Genomic DNA, 18,497 nt, shown 5'->3' on the forward strand with positions numbered 1-18,497 from the left:
AAGGATAGATGGCCGTTGGCTGGAATTTAAGTAATTTTGCATCCTTAAACTTTTCCAAATGAGCAAGCATGGTAAAGTGCTGGTAGCCATGAGCGGTGGTATAGACAGTACTGTTACAGCGCTGATGTTGCATGAGCAGGGATATGAAGTGGTGGGTATCACCATGAAAACCTGGGATTATGCATCTGCTGGTTCCAGTAAAAAGGAAACCGGCTGCTGTAACCTAGATTCTTTTAACGATGCCCGCGCAGCGGCGGTGCATCATGGATTCCCGCACTTTGTGCTGGATATCCGCGATGAATTCGGTGATTTTGTTATAAATAATTTTGTCGAGGAATATATTGCAGGACGTACACCCAATCCTTGTGTGTTGTGCAATACACATATAAAATGGCGCGCACTGATGAAACGTGCGGATGCTATGGACTGCGAGTTTATTGCTACCGGTCACTACGGACAAATCCGTCAGCACGACAATGGCCGTTACGTGATCAGTAAAGGTGTAGACGAAACCAAAGACCAGAGCTATGTGCTGTGGGGTATTCAACAGGATGTGCTGGCCCGTACCATGCTTCCTCTGGGTAATTACCGCAAAACAGCTATCCGTCAGATGGCCTTTGATTTCGGGTATCCGGAACTGGCTAAAAAGGCAGAAAGCTATGAAATTTGCTTTGTACCAGACAACGATTATCGCGGATTTTTGAAGAGAAAGGTGGATGGTCTGGAAGAAAGGGTCAACGGAGGCAATTTTGTACTCGCAGATGGCACTATTGTTGGTCATCACAAGGGTTACCCCTTCTATACAGTTGGGCAGCGTAAAGGGCTTGAAATTGCCCTTGGACGCCCAGTATTTGTAACGGAGATCATCCCTGAAACAAATACGGTAGTGCTTGGTAATGAAGACGAACTACAGAAAAGCGAAATGTTTGTCAGTGGTATCAACATGGGTAAGTACGAAACGATTGGAGAAGGAATGGAAGCCACTACAAAAATCCGGTATAAAGACAAAGGCGCACTGAGTAACCTGTACAATGAAAACGGCCAGGTAAAAGTAAGCTTTTATGAAAGTGTGAAGGGTATTGCTCCTGGTCAGTCAGCTGTATTTTATGAAGGCGATGACGTGATTGGTGGCGGTATTATTCAACGCGCAGTACCGATAGTGTTATAAGAACAATTTCATAAGATAGATAAAGCAAAGGGTGAGAAGACGGAAGTCTTCGCACCCTTTTTTATGCTGACAAATTTTTTATTGTTAACTTTTTTGATAATGATCTTACTGTCAAAAAAGATTATGACATCCTTACCGCATACATCGTATCCGCTCCCTTATCATACCCTGCAATCACACCTCCTTTCTCCTGCCGCAAATCACTGATTTCTTCTATATACTTCACTACCTCTTCATTCTCCTGCCTAAATACAGAACAGGTAATATAAATCAACGCGCCACCTTTTTTTAAGAAAGGTATCACGTTATGGGCTATACGTTTCTGCAACTGCTGATACTTCGCTATTTCTTCTTTTTTGAAGAAGGAAATACTTTCAGGGGTACGCCCCCAGGTACCGGAACCACTGCAGGGAGCATCCAGGATAATGCCATCAAATTGTTGGCTCCCCATGCTGGCAGGAAAATTTTCAGCTGTCAGGTCAGCCACACGCGCTTCATAGTTCTTAACTCCCGCTGCCACAAACCGTTGCTGCAGGTTTTCAAGGATGGACCTTCTTACATCCGATACCAGCAACTGCACACCCGGTTGCTGATCTTTCAGGAGAATAGATTTACCACCACTGGCGGCACAACAGTCCCACCAACGCTGCTGCTTTGTGGGTAAAAACAATTCACCGGTTTGCTGACTCGATGCATCCTGTACTTCATACCAGCTTTTCTCCGGCACAATCACTTCTATCTTGGTGCCGTTAGGCAAAGCCACAGTAGTGTTATTGGTAAATACTTCATATACCACAGCCGCTTTATCCAGCAACTGCAATATTTTCTCCAGCCTGTTATTACGCACACGAATAAACAAACGTGGCTGCTTAAGAATAGTGTAGGCGTAGGTGTTAGCATCAATACCTGCTGATAAATCTTCCAGCAAAGGGAAGATAGATGAGGGCATTAATGCGTCAGATAACAAGGCGGTTTTCTCTGTTAATGGCAAGGTAGTGGACTGATTCCAGGCGGGCCTCACTGCTGCCAGGAAATCGTTCGGCGCAGTTTCGCAAAGCAAGGCACCTGTTATTATCCGCTCACTTACCGGAAGTGATTTCCCCCAATGTCCTAAACGGAAATAATGATATACCAATTGCGAAATCCAGCGCCGGTCGCGCCCTCCCATATAGGGATGCTCCTTAAAAAAGGATTTTAGAAAATGATGTAATGGCAGGCTGCCCTGGTAGGCGCCTATAATTTTCTCTGCTGATGCTAAATAATTTTCCCAACGGGTCATACGCGAAGATAAGGGCTAATATTGACGCTACCACATAGCAGCTAACATCGATATGTCATTGTGTATTCATTTACCAACCCAAACTCTATCAGTTACAAGAACATTACTGATCCCAAAAAAGAAGGCGGAGATGAATCATCATCTCCGCCTTCACAATTATATTATTACCAGTTGCTATTATAATTTCAGTAATGCTTTCAGTGGATCTTTACCGAACAACAGTTGTTCAGGATTTTCCAGCATTTCTTTCACTCTTACCAGGAAGCTTACTGACTCACGGCCATCAATGATGCGGTGATCGTAACTCAGCGCCAGGTACATCATTGGACGGATCACTACCTGACCATTTACCGCCATCGGACGATCCTGTATTTTGTGCATACCCAGGATAGCAGATTGCGGAATGTTGATGATAGGTGTGCTCATCAGTGAACCAAATACGCCACCATTAGTGATGGTGAAAGTACCACCGGTCATTTCAGGCATCGTCAATTTGTTGTCACGGGCTTTGGTAGCCAGTTCCACCACTGCTTTTTCAATACCTGCCATATCCAGACTTTCTGCATTACGGATCACCGGTACCACCAGACCTTTAGGAGCAGATACTGCAATAGAGATATCGCAGTAGTCGTGGTATACCAGTTCTTCTCCGTCGATGTAAGCGTTTACAGACGGGAATTCCTGTAATGCAAAGCAGCATGCTTTCGTAAAGAAGCTCATAAAGCCCAGGTTTACTTCATGCTGTTTCTTGAATACTTCCTTGTATTTGGCACGCAGCGCCATAATCTCGGTCATGTCTACCTCGTTGAAGGTAGTGAGCATAGCCGTTGTATTTTTGGCTTCCACGAGGCGGCGGGAAACAGTTTTACGCAGGTTGCTCATTTTTTCGCGGCGTTCCTGACGGGTAAACATTTCCTGACCAATAGCTACACCTGGATTTTGCAGGGCAGCCAGTACATCATCCTTCATGATTTTGCCATGTGCACCGGAACCTTTGATGCTGGAGGCATCCACATGTTTGTCTGCAATCACTGCTGCTGCTACCGGAGATGCTTTCAGATCATTCGGAATGCTGGTAACAGGCGCCTGTTGTGGCTGCGGAGTAGCTTTTGACGCCTGCGCAGCCGGAGCGGCTGCCGGTGCTGCTTTACCCGCAGGTCTTGCAACACTGGTATCTATTTTACAGGCAACATCGCCTATTTTTAAAGTATCTCCTTCTTTTGCTACAGTAATCAGCGCACCCGCTTCTTCTGCATTCAGTTCGAACGTAGCTTTCTCTGATTCCAGTTCACATACCACTTCATCACGTTCTACATAATCACCATTATTCTTGATCCACTTTACAAGTGTTACTTCACTTATAGACTCTCCTACTGTAGGCACTTTCATTTCAATCGTCCCTTTGTTCACTGCAGGTGCGGCAGGTGCTGCTTCTGCTGCTTCTGCTGCCGGTGCGGTTGCTGCAACAGGGGCAGCGGGAGCTGCTGCTGCAGGAGCGGCATCACCGGTTGGTGCGGCTGCATCTGTATCAATGCTGCAGGCTACATCACCGATCTTCAAAGTAGCGCCTTCCTGAGCTGCCGGAGCAATCTTCAGGACACCTGCTTTCTCTGCATTCAGTTCGAAGGTTGCCTTCTCTGATTCCATTTCACATAATACCTCGTCCTGCTGCACATAATCTCCGTCTTTCTTCAACCACTTTGCAATTGTTACCTCGCTAATAGATTCTCCTACCGTAGGGACTTTGATTTCGATAACCATATTTAATCAGTTGATGGTGATACCAGGTTAGCTTTGCGCTTTCAGCTTTTAGCTTTCAGCTTAACATCAAACCAGGTTATTCTGTTTATACTTTTATTTTTTTAGATGTTAAAAGCCGTATCAATAATCTGTTGCTGCTCACGTGCATGTACTTTCGCATAACCGGTAGCAGTAGACGCACTTGGATTGCGGCTGATAACACCATAATTGATCTGCTTCAGGTTCATTTGCAGGAACGCGGCGGCACCCATATTCAGCGGCTCTTCCTGTACCCAGAAGAAGGTCGCACCTTTATACTTCTGAGAAATAGCTTCGAGCTGTTTGATTGGCAGTGGATAGAGTTGCTCCAGGCGAACAATGGCCACATCTTTGCGGTCATCTTTACCTTGTTTATCACTCAGGTCAAAATACATTTTACCTGAACACAGTAACACTTTCTTTACCACTGAAGCATCATCGATGAATGGATCATCCAGCACTTCTTTAAATCCGCCCTGTGTAAATTCTTCCGTAGTAGAATAAGCACCCACATGACGCAGATTCGCTTTTGGTGAGAAGTTAATCAGTGGTTTGCGGAACTGCCAGGTCAACTGACGGCGTAATGCATGGAAGAAGTTAGCTGCAGTAGTAATATTGGTGATCACTACATTCTCTTCCGCACATTGCTGTAAGAAACGTTCCGGACGGGCATTGGAGTGATCTGGTCCACCACCTTCATAACCATGAGGCAATAACATCACCAGTCCATTCTGCGTAGTCCATTTCTGCTCTGCGCTGGTAATATACTGATCAATCACTGTTTGTGCACCGTTTACAAAGTCGCCGTACTGCGCTTCCCACAATACCAGGCTGTTGGGGTTGGCCATGGCATAACCATATTCAAAACCCAATACACCATATTCACTCAGTAAAGAGTTATAAATTCTGAATTTACCCTGTTTCTCCTGGAAATGACTGAGACGGTTGTAGGTTTCGTTGGTATTTTCATCAAACAACACCGCATGGCGATGAGAGAAAGTACCACGTTTTACATCTTCTCCACTCATTCTAACATCTTTGCCTTCGATCAGGAGACTGGCGTAAGCTAACAGCTCACCGGTTGCCCAATCCACCTTGCCTTCTTCCTGGTACAACTTGATCTTATCCTGCAATAGTTTGCTCACTTTGCGGAGGGGAACAAAATTCTCAGGCCATTTCATCAGCCCGTCAAACAGGCGTTTGAAATCTTCTTCCTTGATAGCAGTTACAGGGGAAGATTCGAAGTCCTGCGGTGTAGATTTGCGCAGGGCCTGCCACCACTGTTCCGGTTTCTGGTTGGCGTACGGCAGCGGATGTTGTTTTACTTCATCCAGGCGGGCCTGTAATTCATCCCAGAATCCTTTTTCCATTTCCTTCGCCAATGCCGCTGCATCAGACTCGCCATTATTCAGCAGGAACTGGGTATATACTTCACGCGGATTAGCGTGTTTTTCAATCAATGCGTACAAACTTGGCTGGGTGAACTTAGGTTCATCACCTTCGTTGTGGCCATGTTTGCGGTAACAAACCATATCAATGAACACATCTTCATTGAATTCCTGACGGTAACGGGCAGCCAGCTGTGATACTTTCACCACCGCTTCTGCATCATCGCCATTCACGTGGAATACCGGCGCCTGAACGATAGAAGCTACGCTGGTACAGTAGTCTGATGAACGTGCGTCATCAAAGTCAGTGGTAAAACCGATCTGGTTGTTGATCACAAAGTGAATGGTACCACCTACGTAGTAACCTTTCAGTTTGCTCATCTGCTCTACTTCATACACAATGCCCTGACCGGCTACGGCAGCATCACCATGAATGAGGATAGGCAATATTTTGTCGTAATCGCTGTCATAAATTACATCTGCTTTACTGCGCGCAAAACCGATCACAATCGGATCTACTACTTCCAGGTGGGAAGGGTTAGGCATCAGTTGCAGGTTTACCGGTTTGCCGGATGGAGTGGTTACCTGGGAACGGAAACCAAGGTGATATTTCACATCACCACTACCCATGGTCATATCCGGTACGGCCAGTCCTTCAAATTCATTGAAGATCTGCTCGTAGGTTTTACCCAGGATATTTGCGAGTACGTTTAAACGGCCACGGTGAGCCATACCTATCACAGATTCCTGTACACCATATTCTGCGGCTACATTAAGGATAGCATCCAGTGCCGGAATAGTGGATTCGCCACCTTCCAGACCAAAACGCTTTTGCCCGATATATTTTGTGTGGAGAAATTTTTCGAAAATAACACCCTGGTTCAGCTTCTGCAAAATGCGGCGACGCTGTTCCAGTGACAAAGGTTGTGTCATTACTGCCTCAAATTCCTTTTCCAGCCATTTAGCCTTGTCGCGGGCATTGATGTAAGTGTATTGCAATCCTACTGAGCTGGCATAAATCTGGGTCAGATAGGCAACAATCTTTTCGAGGGAAGCTTTGCCGACACCGATGGTAGTTCCTGCAAAGAATTCTGTTTTGAGATCAGCGTCCCCTAATCCAAAGCTGGCCAGATCGAGATTGGCCTTCCTGTCTTTTCTTTCACGGATGGGGTTGGTTTTAGCAATCAGGTGGCCTTTTTTGCGATACGCCTGTATCAGGCGGTATACGCCCAGTTCTTTTGCCAACTGGTCGTCGCTCACAGGCAACGAAGTGCTGCCTCCTGCTACAGGCGCTGATGCTGCCGCCTTGTTGCCGTTTACACTGGATACTGCAAAATCAAATCCTTCGAAAAATTTAACCCAATCCGGGTCTACAGAGTTGGGATCTTTGCGGAAATCCTGATATAACGATTCTATGTAAGCAGGATGTGAGTTGGTGACGAATGAGAAGTCCTTCATTTACAACGAGTTTTGCTGATCTTCAGTTCAAATACTTTTCTGTTGGTCCCAATATATTAATATATGGGATTGCAAATATCGCTCGTTTTTTGATACGCCGGATGGAAAAAATTAGAAAAAATCAACTGATTATCTGTGATGAAAGACCCTTATATTTGCTCTTCGACGGAAAAACTACATTTAGTTTGTTTTCTAAATGGGAAATAGTTACCTTTGCCGTCCGAAACTTGAAATTTGAAAAATGGCAAACCATAAAGCAACGAAAAAAGACGTACGTCAAAGCAGAAAGCGTAATGAGCGTAACCGTTACTACGGTAAAACTACTCGTAATGCCATCCGTGACCTGAAAGCGGTGACTGAGAAAGCAACAGCGGAGAAAGATTTAGCAGAGGTAGCTTCTATGCTGGATAAATTAGCTAAACGTAACGTTATTCACAAGAACAAAGCAGCAAATCTGAAAAGCAAGCTGGCTAAGCGCGTTTTAGCGTTGGCTTAATTGTTTCAGTAACAATATTTACAGCTCTTCCTCCCAAAGGAAGGGCTTTTTGTTTTTCTCTTCACTTTCGTATAATGAAAAAAATAGCTATCCTCCTCGCCTGCCTGCTACCGCTACTGTCTTCCGCTCAGGACTTTACTACCCGCTACGAAAAGACAGCCGGTCAGGAAACCGCTACTTACCCGGAAGTCATTCAATACTACCAGCTACTCGCCAAACGCTTCCCCCAAATCCAGATGCAGCCCATCGGTTCCACAGATGCCGGATTTCCGCTTCACCTGGTGACATACTCTCCTCAAAAGGATTTCGACTTTAAAAGTCTCCATAAAAAGAATAAACGCATTATCCTCATCAACAACGGTATCCACCCGGGAGAACCTGACGGGATAGACGCCAGCATGATGATGCTCCGCGACCTGGCCCTTGGCAAAATCAAACTCCCCGATAACATCATTCTTGCCGTTATTCCGGTATATAACATCGGCGGCATGCTGAACCGCTCCCCATGGTACCGGGTAGATCAGAACGGTCCCGATGCCTTTGGCTCCCGCGGAAACGCCCAGAACCTGGACCTTAACCGCGACTTCATCAAAACAGATTCAAAAAATGCCCTCGCCTTCCAGCAAATCTATCAACTCACCGATCCGGACGTATTTGTGGATAACCATGTCAGCAACGGGGCAGACTACCAGCATATCATGACCCTGCTGACCACCCAGCATAATAAACTCGGTGGCGCCATGGGCGAATTCATGAATAAAACATTTGAACCCGGATTATATGCCCTCATGAAAACAAAAGGCTATGACCTCGTTCCTTATGTAAATCATTTTGGTGAAACACCCGACAGCGGATGGGTGGAATTTGCAGATGCGCCCCGTTACTCTACCGGCTATACGACATTGTTTCATACCTTCGGATTTGTGCCGGAAACCCATATGCTGAAGCCCTATCCATTACGCGTAAAAGCCACCTACGCCCTGATGGAATGCTTCATACAGTTTACGTCCACACACAGCGAAGCCATTAAACAACTGCGCGAACAGGCTAAGCAAACCGCTATTACACAAAAAATATTTCCACTGTCATGGCAGTTTGATATGAATAAATACAGCCTGATCACCTTCCGTGGATTCGAGTCAGGACACAAGCCCAGCGGCATCTCCGGCCTACCACGACTATACTACGATCGGACAAAGCCCTACACCAGGCAGATAAAATTTTATAACACCGCCACGGAAGAAAATTTTGTGGAGAAACCACGCGCGTATATTATACCACAAGGCTGGTGGGCCGTTATCCATCTCCTGAAAAACAATAACGTACACCTGCAACCGTTAGCGCATGACACAACGGTGTATGTTGAAGTATATCATATTGCAGACTTCCAGACCAATTCCAAACCATATGAAAAACATTATCTGCACACCAATATAAAAGTGAGCAGCAACATGGATTCTATCCGTTTTCGCAAAGGCGATGTTTACATTCCGATGAATCAAACGGCCAATCGCTTCCTGATAGAAACACTGGAACCGACTGCTGGTGATTCATATTTTGCCTGGAATTTTTTTGATGCCATCCTCGCACAAAAAGAAGGTTATTCTCCTTATGTTTTTGAAGATACCGGCGCCGCTTATCTGCAGCAACATCCTGAATTACAGGATGCATTAAATAAGAAGAGAGCAAGTGATACCGCTTTTGCAAATAGTGCCAGCGCTCAACTGAATTTTATATACAGAAATTCTCCTTATGCAGAACCGGAATACATGCGCTATCCGGTATATAGAGTAAAATAGTTTTGTAAGATGATGGAAGCGGAGATATAAGCGGAGCTTGTATCTCCGCTTTTTTATTTTTAATTGCGCAGCCAGTGACTGCATAATTAAATCGATAATGAACAGATCATTTTGCCAATGAACAAAATGAACAATTCATGTTCGTTTGTAACCATTAAATTCATCCCCGTTTACACCTTTGCTAGCTATCTTCAACGTGGTGCAAACATCCTTCTCTCCCATCAGTATCATCTATCTGAAAATTATTCACTAATAAATATAAACAAATGGAAACAGGAGTTTCATATAAGCAATTTATCAAGGACATCAAACAAAACATTGTGCGCAGCAGATATCTTGCTGCCCGATTAGCTAATCAAGAGCAATTGAAACTATACTTCAAACTTGGACAGATGCTTTCTGAGAAATCAAGCGCGGAGAACTGGGGCGCGAAAGTAATAGAACAAATAGCTATGGACCTACAACAACAGCTGCCAGGGCTGAAAGGATTTTCTGCCAGAAACCTTATAAAAATGAGACAATTTTTCGATGCTTACTGCATTCCTGTAATTGCGCCGTCAGTGACGGCGCAATTACAGGAATGCTTTTACAGTATTAGCTTCACACACCATATCCTTATTTTAGAAAAATGCAAACAAGAAAATGAACGCCTCTTCTATATATCTCAAACTGCAGAGCAATGCTGGTCAGTAAGAGAATTAGAACATCACATTAACGCCAAACTTTTCAAACACCAGGGTAATATGCCCAACAACTTCAATAAAACACTTCCTGAAAATATTAAGTCAAAAGCATTGGAAGTATTTAAAGATGAATACCTGCTGGACTTTGTTAACATTGATGATAATGACGATGAAGGGATACTGGAAAGTGATATCGTGAACAACATTAAGAAATTCATTATGAGCATGGGGAAAGGCTATTCCTTCATTGGCAATCAATATAAGCTGACGGTAAACAACAGTGAATTCTTTGTAGATCTCCTCTTCTACAATCGCCACCTGCAATGTCTCGTAGCGATTGAGCTCAAACGGAAAAAGTTCAAACCAGAATATGCAGGTCAACTTAATTTCTATCTCAATGTATTAGATGATAAAGTAAAACTAGCGCATGAGAATCCAAGTATTGGTATTGTACTTTGTAAACAAAAAGATAATACGGTAGTGGACTACGCTATTAAATCCATTGACAAAGCCATGAGTGTAGGCACCTATACCCATTTTCACAGTGTACCGGATAACATGAAAGAATTTTTACCTGATGCGGAAACATTGGCAAAAATGTTATAATAATGCTCAACAACATTAAATCAATACATGCACATTCTTGTCTACAGGTCGAAAAAAGTTCCAGACAAATTAAAAAAAGATAACAATCAAATTCGTCAGACGGTGTCCGACGATTTTGAAAAATTAATATACAAATTGGGTAGTCAGCGACCGCCCAATTACAAACGTCTAATAATCAATTAGATAAAATTCATCAGTCGCTGACTAATGAATTCAATTACTTCTTAATATAATAAGCCTACCACCAATGGGCGAATTACAAATCGATCACGTTTCAGGCAAAAATGATGGATCTGACAACTGCCTATTGACATTCCACAGGGTAACCCTGTTTATAAGCATTGGTAGAAGAGTTGCAACAGTGCCTGGCAGTAGAACTGAGAAGATGCGAAAACTAAACCCTTTCCAACCGCAGCATTACATGCTGTTCTCCGTAGAAATGATTATAAAATAAAATGGAATTAACAGGCGCAGACAACGGCTGCAGTTGGGGAAACCACTGTTGTGGCAGTTGCTGCGCTTTTATGATTTGAGCTGCGAGCCACACACCAAAAGCACCCGCAGTATCATATTCACCACATAAGTGCTTAAATGATATTTGAGGAACACCCGGATAACAACTATCCAGTTCTTCATAAAAATGCTCATGATGGCTGTCGCCATTGCGGCCGGTGATAATCAGATCTGCGCCTGCACTAAAATTTTTCAGGGTAGCAGTCAGCTTTCCTGGCGCAGGTTTATACAGCATTTTAAAACCGGAAATAGCGGCGTAAGTATGGGGCGATGGTATACCAGTGAGCGCAAAAAAAGTAGCCCCTTCTCCTGCAATAGTACCGGGAGATAAATGTTGATACAGCTCCGCGCTGTTCACTGGTGCTTCTTTCCAGAAACCGATACGGCTCTTAATATAAAAATGCTCCGCAGTAATTTCTTCAAAAGCGCCGGTCAATGTATGAGAAGCGCCTTCCTGTATCAGCATCATGCTGTCCAGTAATGCATTCTCAAATGAGAAACCGCGGTGTACAAATGTATTGTTATAGGCAGTGCACTTCTGCTGTAGGGCGATAAGCCCGTTTACAGAATTGTAGGTAGATTGAATAAATGGAGTAGGATTTAAGGCGGTTTCTTTATACTCAACAATTTCCTTGATGAACTTTTCGGTATCCTGTAAACTGCCTTTACCGGTGCCGGTAACAATAGGACCGGGTGTATCCAGTCCACTATCCTGTATACATTTAAGCGCAGCAGTCAGCCCTATTTTGAGCACACGAGTCATGCGGCGCAGACTGTTGCCTGGAATAAATGGTTTATAGTCGGGTTCAATACAGGCAAGCAGGTTACTATCTGTATGTATCAGTGGCGCCGAAAAAATATCCCTCTCGAAAGTTAGCTGCGGGGAAATAGCCGCCATTCCTTGTATGTAACAGTTACCCTTCATATTTGCTGATCACCAKGGAAGCATTATTGCCCCCAAAGCCGAATGAGTTTGAAATAACATTATTTACCGGGTGTCCCTCTATCAGTTCCGTTACCGGGCTGATATGCAGTTCCTCCATTCTTTCGGAGAAATTGAGATTAGGGAATATTAACCCATGTTGTATAGCCAAGATAGCATAAATAGCTTCTATTGCACCAGCTGCCGCCAATGTATGCCCTGTAAATGGCTTTGTAGAGCTGAATAAGGGCACTTTGTCCCCAAACAGCCGTTCCAGTGCCTTGCCTTCAGAAACATCATTATTCAGCGTGGCAGTACCGTGTACGTTGACATAGCTTACCTCCTCCAATGATCTGCCACTCATAGCGAGTGCCAGCTTCATTGCTTCGTAGGCGCCATCACCTTCAGGTGAAGGAGACGTAGGATGGAAAGCTTCATTGGTATTACAATAACCGCTCAGTTCCGCCAGAATACGGCTGTTGTTGGCCTTTGCAAAAGATTCACCTTCCAGTACCAGGTAGGCAGCACCCTCGCCCAGATTAAGACCGGTACGTTGCTGATCAAAGGGACGACAAAACTGCTTATCCACATTTTTCAGGGAGTTAAACCCGTTCAGCGTAAAGCGGGTAAGTGCTTCTGTACCTCCGCATACAACCCGTGGCAGCATACCCTGTTTAATCATACGTGCACCAAACATCAGTGCGTTGGCTGAAGAAGAGCACGCGGTACTAATAGTGGCAATATGTTCCGTGAATCCTACGATGTCGGCTATACGTTGCGTACAATCCGCGCAATCCAGGGTATCTATATATTGTAAAAAAGTGCCCGTTTTATCGCGGTCAATAATATCGAAGTATAACTTTTCCGTATCACACATCCCGCCTACTGTACTGGCGTTGATAAAACCGGTGGGAGCCGATTGCACATCCGTGATACCAGCATCCTGCAATGCTTCCCGCATAGCAGCCATCCCCAGCAAAGTAGTACGGGTAAACCCGTCCTTCACCGGGATACCGGCCAGCGCAAACAATGCTTCGCTGGGATGCTTTACTTCCGCTACCGGAAGCACGCTTTTATAAATAGTATCTATGTAACTGCTATAACCCAGGCCACTGTGCTGTGCCCGCAGGTTATATAAATTTCCGGCTACATTATCACCAATAGCGGTGATCATTCCTACCCCTGTTATAAACACTCTTTCCGCCATGCAGCCAGTTTACTTATGCCGGTTGTTTTGATTCGATAAATTCTGCCATAGACTGAACAGACTGTAAGATCTTACGACCTTCACGTGGATCTTCTACTTTGATGTGATACTGTCTTTCCAGCAACACCATCAATTCCAGGGAATCAATACTGTCAAGTCCCAGTCCTTCTCCGAATAATGGTGCGTTGTCATCAATATCTTCCGGTTTGGTATCCTGAAGATTCAGCGCCTCGATGATTTGTTCTTTCAGTTTCTTTTTTAATTCTTCCATAATGTTGTAGGTTTATCACCTGTTGTTCACAACAGGCGAATGCCCTTGTGGGGAGTAAAAATACAGTTTTACTATTGTTTTGAAAACATTTATCAGTTCATTCTTCTTTTTTCCACCCACCCGGCTATGGCCAGCATAGCCAATCCTGTGAGTATTAATCTCAACACATTCTTCCATACATAATCAATATCCCCATTGCGGAGGTATACGTCATTGATTGCATCCAGTCCCCAGCTAAGCGGCGATAAATGCCCCAGTAACTGCATCTTGGCAGGCATCACTTCCAGCGGGATCCATATACCACCGATGGCAGACAATATTACGATAGAGATCGCTCCGAAATTCAATGCCTGGTTAGGCGTTTTAAATATCGTGCCAATCAGGATACCATAAGCCGTTGCCGCCAGTCCTATTCCCGAAGCTACCAGAACGGTAGCGCCGTGATGGTGTCCCATGACCAGTCTGGGTAAGTCCAACCGTGGCAATAGATAGATACCCACCAACATCATCGCATAAAACTGCAACACACAAATGCCAACAAAGAACAACATCTTGCCCGCCAGAATAGCCAGGTAAGACCCTGGTATCAGCTTCATCCGCAGCAAACTACCATCTTCTCTTTCCCGGATCATATTGCCTGCAATAGGAATTACGATAAAAAACATGGCAAAGATGCTCCATGCCGGCACATTGTGCTGCACAGAATTGGATATTACATCCAGCTGTTTACCTGTACCCGTGCTATGCTCCTTTAATCCAACAGCTTGCAGACGAATCGGTAAAGTATCTGTACTGGCGGCTGTTGAATCTTTACTCCGTAGCTGGTGCTTAATGCGGTCCAGCAACATATCTGTTTCCACCTGTGTAAGGAAATTATCCAACGCCTGATGTATAGCTCCTTTGAATGCTTTCTTGGCCGCAGGATCAAAATAAATGATCACATTCAGCGAATCAGCGGTCTTCTTTACTGGTAAAGATACCGACATACCCATACGCTGGGAAATGTCGTTAACAATACGGTTCGCATTACTGACAATAGCAGCCGTAGCTCCCGCAGGTACAATGATACTGATCTTGTACTTTCCTTCATTCACCAGCTGCTTGGCCCGTTCTGCCGTAATCGGCTGCCCTTCCAGCGAATCAATGATATTGAATTGTCCACCAGACTCAAGGCCTTCTCTTACATAACGGCCCAAACGACCGTGATCATTATCGACCGTTAATATGTCAAATTTGATATCCTGGTAATCTTTAAACGGAGCATCCTGGATCAGCGCCATCACCGTGATTAATACCAGTGGCATCACAAACAGAAGTATTAATCCTGTTTTATCACGTAACAGCAGTTGCCATTCTTTCCTAATTGTTGCCAGTAATCTTAACATAGCCTTTAGCTCTCTGCTTTAGCTTTTAGTGTTCATTTAATCTATTTTCCCGGAATCCCTTTCTGCTGTTTGCCCGCTAACAACTAATCTCTGACTGCATTACCAGTAAAATGTAGGAATACATCTTCCAGGTTATTGCATGCCGGATGTGCATGAATCAGGGCAAGCGGATTTCCCTGTACAATCATCTTTCCTTCGTCCATAATCACTACTTCTTCACATAATGATTGTGCTTCTTCCAGCAAGTGGGAAGTATACAGGATACTGGCGCCCTGCCGGTTGTAGTCGCGCAGAAACTGCAATATCATACTGCGCGATTGCACATCTACACCTGCGGTAGGTTCATCCAATACCAGTAATTTGGGGTCGTGCAATATAGCGGCGATAATATTTGCCCGCCGCTTCATGCCACCGGAATATTTATGAATCTCTTTATGTGCGCTCTTCTCCAATCCAAACAACTCCAGGTAATGCATAATTTTTTGCTGCAATGCCTTTCCTTTGAAACCATACAGGTTGCCAAAGTAAGTGAGGTTTTCTACTGCCGATAGTTGCGGATATAATGCAATTTGTTGTGGAACAATACCAATGATCTGCTTAATGGCTTCCCTGTGTGCAGCATCCTGTTTTAAGCCATGAATCACTACTTCACCGCTGTCTCCACGTACAATGCCACACAAAATAGAAATAGTAGTTGTTTTACCTGCTCCGTTAGGTCCCAGCAAACCGGCAATCTTTCCTTCTCCAAACTGAAACGTAAGTCCTTTCAATGTGGGCTCCGCGGTTCCTTTGTAGGTTTTATATAATTCACTAACTGATATGCCGGACATCATTTCATTCGATATTTTAATTACCACTTCACCTGTGACAGTTTCTTAAAGAAAACATCTTCAGAAGCAGCACATTCCAATAGCATTTCACTGAGTTCTTTGTAAGAAACATTATCTGCCGATCTGCTTTTGCATACTCGGCCTGCCGCAAATGCAAAATTACGCCAGAGATCACCGGTTTTGGTCAGCTCACCTGCCAGTTTACTTAGTTCATCTTTTTTCAACATCACTGCTGCTTCCTGTAAAAATGCAGCATACAGGAAACGGAAGCCTGCACCGCCGGTACCTATCTCTTCCTGCATACGGATAATATTTCCCAGATACAGAGTGGCTTTGCGGTCACCCGGATTTTCTGCATAATTACGTACCCTTTTAGAGAGGAAACGGATACCTTTTACCCCAAACATAGGGATCGGCACCTTCAGCATAAAATGACAGGCCTGTTCAATACCCGCCCTGATCGGCTTTTCAAAAGAAGCGGTTGCAGGTACATGTACCGGATAATACATTTTTCCTTTAGGGGCCGGAAATCCTTTGGCAAAGCGAGCCTGCACCAGGCTTTCCGGATCAATGGTGGTAACGGTATCCATTACAGGATCACTTACCAGGTATTGTCCGTCCTCTTTGCCATATACTACAAGATTATGTGCATTAAAATGGAAACGATAGGAAGCTGGAAAGTAAGACAGATAATAAACACTGGACTGTAATCCAACAGGTATGCCTGCCTCAATAACTTTGTCCAGTGCGGCCATGCCTTTTTCCGGTGTAGAGAATTTTTCAGATTCCATTCTCACACCCAGGCGCTTACATACCCGTTGAAAAATAGCTCCCGGCCATATCCGGTAGGTAGTACCGGGCACACCATTCACCTTTACAAAAGGAAGATGTCCGAAAAATATACCTGCGCCAATACCAAATGCCATCGGCTCACTGATCTGTAAACCGTAATGTCCCAGCAGATTTGATATTACTCCACTTTCGCAATGTGCCGTCTGCGTGTGTTGGAAGAAAGAATTACTCATAATATTTTTTGAAAAGAATTACGAACTAAGAATTACGAATTACGGATTTGTGGGTAGATCTTCGGATATCATCTACCCACAAATCCGTAATTCGTAATTTGTAATTCGTAATTATCTATTTGACCTGCAACAGATCTGTTAAACTCACTTTGAAGGCATCCGCATAACGCTGCAGCATTTTTGGAGAAAGCCGTTTAAAAACACCCGGCTTCATATGCCTTTTTACCTGCCATTGAAATTTCCCGACATAACTTGCCAGTAAAGGCAGATCCATCAGGTTCTTTTCCATATAATAGGCAACGGGACTGATCTCTCCTGCTTCCACGCGGGCGCGGGCAGCTTTCACCCGCTCATTTACTTCTTCCCAGGCCTGGTCCATTGCAATGTTTTCCGGTTCCCATCCTGCACTCTGCACCTGCACATAATTGCCGGAATTATCCACTGCATACATAATCTGCTTGAATGTACCTTTATGCAGGTTATCACCATCCTGCGGTACTTCCTCTTTTTTCATGATGCCAGTTTTAGATGTGACGCTTATACTACAGTAATGTGTGCATAAGCATAAGAAAAACGTGCACTTTCCGGAACCATTAATACCACTTTCTGTCCTTTCTTAAAGCGGCCGGTATTCATCAGTTCTTCCAGCATCAGGTAAGGAGATGCGGTGCCCACGTTACCCACATTGGCCAGATTGGTGAACCATTTTTCCAGTTTCACCGGCACGCCTAAACGGGTAATTTCCTCATCTATTTTCAACCTGAAAAATTCAGAAGAAAGATGCGGCAGGAAGAAGTCAAGTTCTTCCAGGTTGATGTTATGACGTTCTACCAGCTCTTTCCACATTTTTGCTCCGGAAGGAACTATATTTTTACCCAGTAAGCGGGTGTCTTGTTTAAAAGAAAATACACTGTGCTGTGCCCATTCTTCCGGCGTCATATCTATCCAGCCGGTGGTGCTGCCATCTGGTTGCTTGATAGCACCTGCATACATACAGGTTTCCAGTTCATTGGCATATGATAATATTTCTACCCAGTCTACCCGCAGCGATAAACCCTCTTCATTTGGTTTATCCTGGAACAAAGCAGCACTGGCGCCATCAGACAACATCCAGCGGAGAAAATCCTTCTCAAAAGCGATGATCGGATTTTCGTCCAGGCTCTTCAGATTCTCTGCTTCCGGTTGAAATTTCTGGGCCAGCATCCAGGCAGAAAACTTTTCAGAACCGGTACTTACGGCATTGGATGTATTGCCGCAACGAATAGACATCCAGGCATATTTAAAAGCCTGCATACCAGCTGCACAAGCACCTGTAGCTGCAATCAGCTCTACCGGCTGGCATTTCAGGATGCCATGTACCATCGCTGCATGATTGGGTAGCAACTGATCAGGAGAAGTGGTGCCGCAGGCCAGTAATTCTAATTTGCTGATCGGAAATTTCTCATCAAACAATTGTTCTACTGCTGTTGCCGTCATCTCCGCATTGGAATGAGTAGAATTCCCTTCCTTGTCCAAAGAATAGTAACGCGTTTTTATTTTGTTGTTACCCAGAATCTTTAAACGTGCACGGGAAGCCTTTCCATCTACCATGCCGAGAATGCTCTCCATTTCATCATTTTCAACAGGCTTGTTAGGTAAAAATTTAGACAGCCTGGTAATATAAACTTCCTTCATTTGAATATTATTCG

15 protein-coding genes are annotated in these 18,497 nt (G+C 44.4%); 4 read left to right on the forward strand and 11 right to left on the reverse strand.

The window, feature by feature from the left end; translation table 11 throughout:
- Positions 1-58 precede the first annotated feature (58 nt).
- Positions 59-1,168: a tRNA 2-thiouridine(34) synthase MnmA gene (gene mnmA, locus AC1DCV_RS09285; protein WP_477022948.1), complete on the forward strand. Its 1,110-nt coding sequence runs from the start codon at positions 59-61 to the stop codon at positions 1,166-1,168.
- Positions 1,169-1,289: 121 nt separating this feature from the next.
- Here the strand turns inward: mnmA and AC1DCV_RS09290 are convergent, their stop codons facing one another.
- The 3 genes from AC1DCV_RS09290 to AC1DCV_RS09300 form a co-directional block, all read right to left on the reverse strand.
- Positions 1,290-2,447: an RsmB/NOP family class I SAM-dependent RNA methyltransferase gene (locus AC1DCV_RS09290; RefSeq protein ID WP_477022949.1), complete on the reverse strand. Its 1,158-nt coding sequence runs from the start codon at positions 2,445-2,447 to the stop codon at positions 1,290-1,292.
- Positions 2,448-2,624: 177 nt separating this feature from the next.
- Positions 2,625-4,208, reverse strand: a complete 1,584-nt coding sequence (gene odhB / locus AC1DCV_RS09295; protein WP_477022950.1) for a 2-oxoglutarate dehydrogenase complex dihydrolipoyllysine-residue succinyltransferase — start codon at positions 4,206-4,208, stop codon at positions 2,625-2,627.
- 101 nt (positions 4,209-4,309) lie between these two features.
- Positions 4,310-7,072: a 2-oxoglutarate dehydrogenase E1 component gene (locus AC1DCV_RS09300; protein WP_477022951.1), complete on the reverse strand. Its 2,763-nt coding sequence runs from the start codon at positions 7,070-7,072 to the stop codon at positions 4,310-4,312.
- 241 nt (positions 7,073-7,313) lie between these two features.
- Here AC1DCV_RS09300 and rpsT point away from each other — a divergent pair, with 241 nt between their 5' ends.
- From rpsT to AC1DCV_RS09315, 3 genes are all read left to right on the forward strand, one after another.
- A complete protein-coding gene (gene rpsT / locus AC1DCV_RS09305) occupies positions 7,314-7,568 on the forward strand; it encodes a 30S ribosomal protein S20 (RefSeq protein WP_331968888.1) in 255 nt (84 codons plus the stop codon).
- A gap of 74 nt (positions 7,569-7,642) precedes the next feature.
- Entirely contained in the window at positions 7,643-9,367 is a 1,725-nt protein-coding gene (locus tag AC1DCV_RS09310) for a M14 family metallopeptidase (protein WP_477022952.1), read from the forward strand.
- 266 nt (positions 9,368-9,633) lie between these two features.
- Entirely contained in the window at positions 9,634-10,656 is a 1,023-nt protein-coding gene (locus AC1DCV_RS09315; RefSeq protein ID WP_477022953.1) for a PDDEXK nuclease domain-containing protein, read from the forward strand.
- 394 nt (positions 10,657-11,050) lie between these two features.
- Here the strand turns inward: AC1DCV_RS09315 and AC1DCV_RS09320 are convergent, their stop codons facing one another.
- The 8 genes from AC1DCV_RS09320 to darB all read right to left on the reverse strand — a co-directional run bounded on the left by AC1DCV_RS09320 (position 11,051) and on the right by darB (position 18,483).
- Positions 11,051-12,067: a beta-ketoacyl synthase chain length factor gene (locus AC1DCV_RS09320; RefSeq protein ID WP_477022954.1), complete on the reverse strand. Its 1,017-nt coding sequence runs from the start codon at positions 12,065-12,067 to the stop codon at positions 11,051-11,053.
- Between the two features lie 16 nt (positions 12,068-12,083).
- Complete coding sequence (locus AC1DCV_RS09325; protein WP_477022955.1) at positions 12,084-13,298, reverse strand: beta-ketoacyl-[acyl-carrier-protein] synthase family protein; 1,215 nt, start codon at positions 13,296-13,298, stop codon at positions 12,084-12,086.
- A 13-nt stretch (positions 13,299-13,311) separates the two neighbouring features.
- Positions 13,312-13,569 (reverse strand): phosphopantetheine-binding protein, encoded by a 258-nt coding sequence (locus AC1DCV_RS09330; RefSeq protein WP_477022956.1) that lies wholly within the window; start codon positions 13,567-13,569, stop codon positions 13,312-13,314.
- 92 nt (positions 13,570-13,661) lie between these two features.
- On the reverse strand, positions 13,662-14,954 hold the full coding sequence (locus tag AC1DCV_RS09335; protein ID WP_477022957.1) for an ABC transporter permease: 1,293 nt from the start codon (positions 14,952-14,954) through the stop codon (positions 13,662-13,664).
- 83 nt (positions 14,955-15,037) lie between these two features.
- The gene (locus AC1DCV_RS09340) at positions 15,038-15,787 is read right to left on the reverse strand and encodes an ABC transporter ATP-binding protein (RefSeq protein WP_477022958.1); all 750 of its coding nucleotides are present in this window, start codon (positions 15,785-15,787) and stop codon (positions 15,038-15,040) included.
- 17 nt (positions 15,788-15,804) lie between these two features.
- The gene (gene darH / locus AC1DCV_RS09345) at positions 15,805-16,809 is read right to left on the reverse strand and encodes a BtrH-related acyltransferase DarH (RefSeq protein ID WP_477022959.1); all 1,005 of its coding nucleotides are present in this window, start codon (positions 16,807-16,809) and stop codon (positions 15,805-15,807) included.
- A gap of 115 nt (positions 16,810-16,924) precedes the next feature.
- Positions 16,925-17,323, reverse strand: coding sequence for a flexirubin biosynthesis protein DarG (gene DarG, locus AC1DCV_RS09350; RefSeq protein WP_477022960.1), 399 nt, complete (start codon positions 17,321-17,323; stop codon positions 16,925-16,927).
- Positions 17,324-17,346: 23 nt separating this feature from the next.
- Positions 17,347-18,483 carry a dialkylresorcinol biosynthesis protein DarB gene (gene darB, locus AC1DCV_RS09355; RefSeq protein WP_441573732.1) on the reverse strand — a complete coding sequence of 379 codons (1,137 nt, stop codon included), beginning with the start codon at positions 18,481-18,483 and terminating at the stop codon, positions 17,347-17,349.
- Positions 18,484-18,497 lie beyond the last annotated feature (14 nt).

The organism is Chitinophaga sp. 10T418, assembly GCF_056394125.1.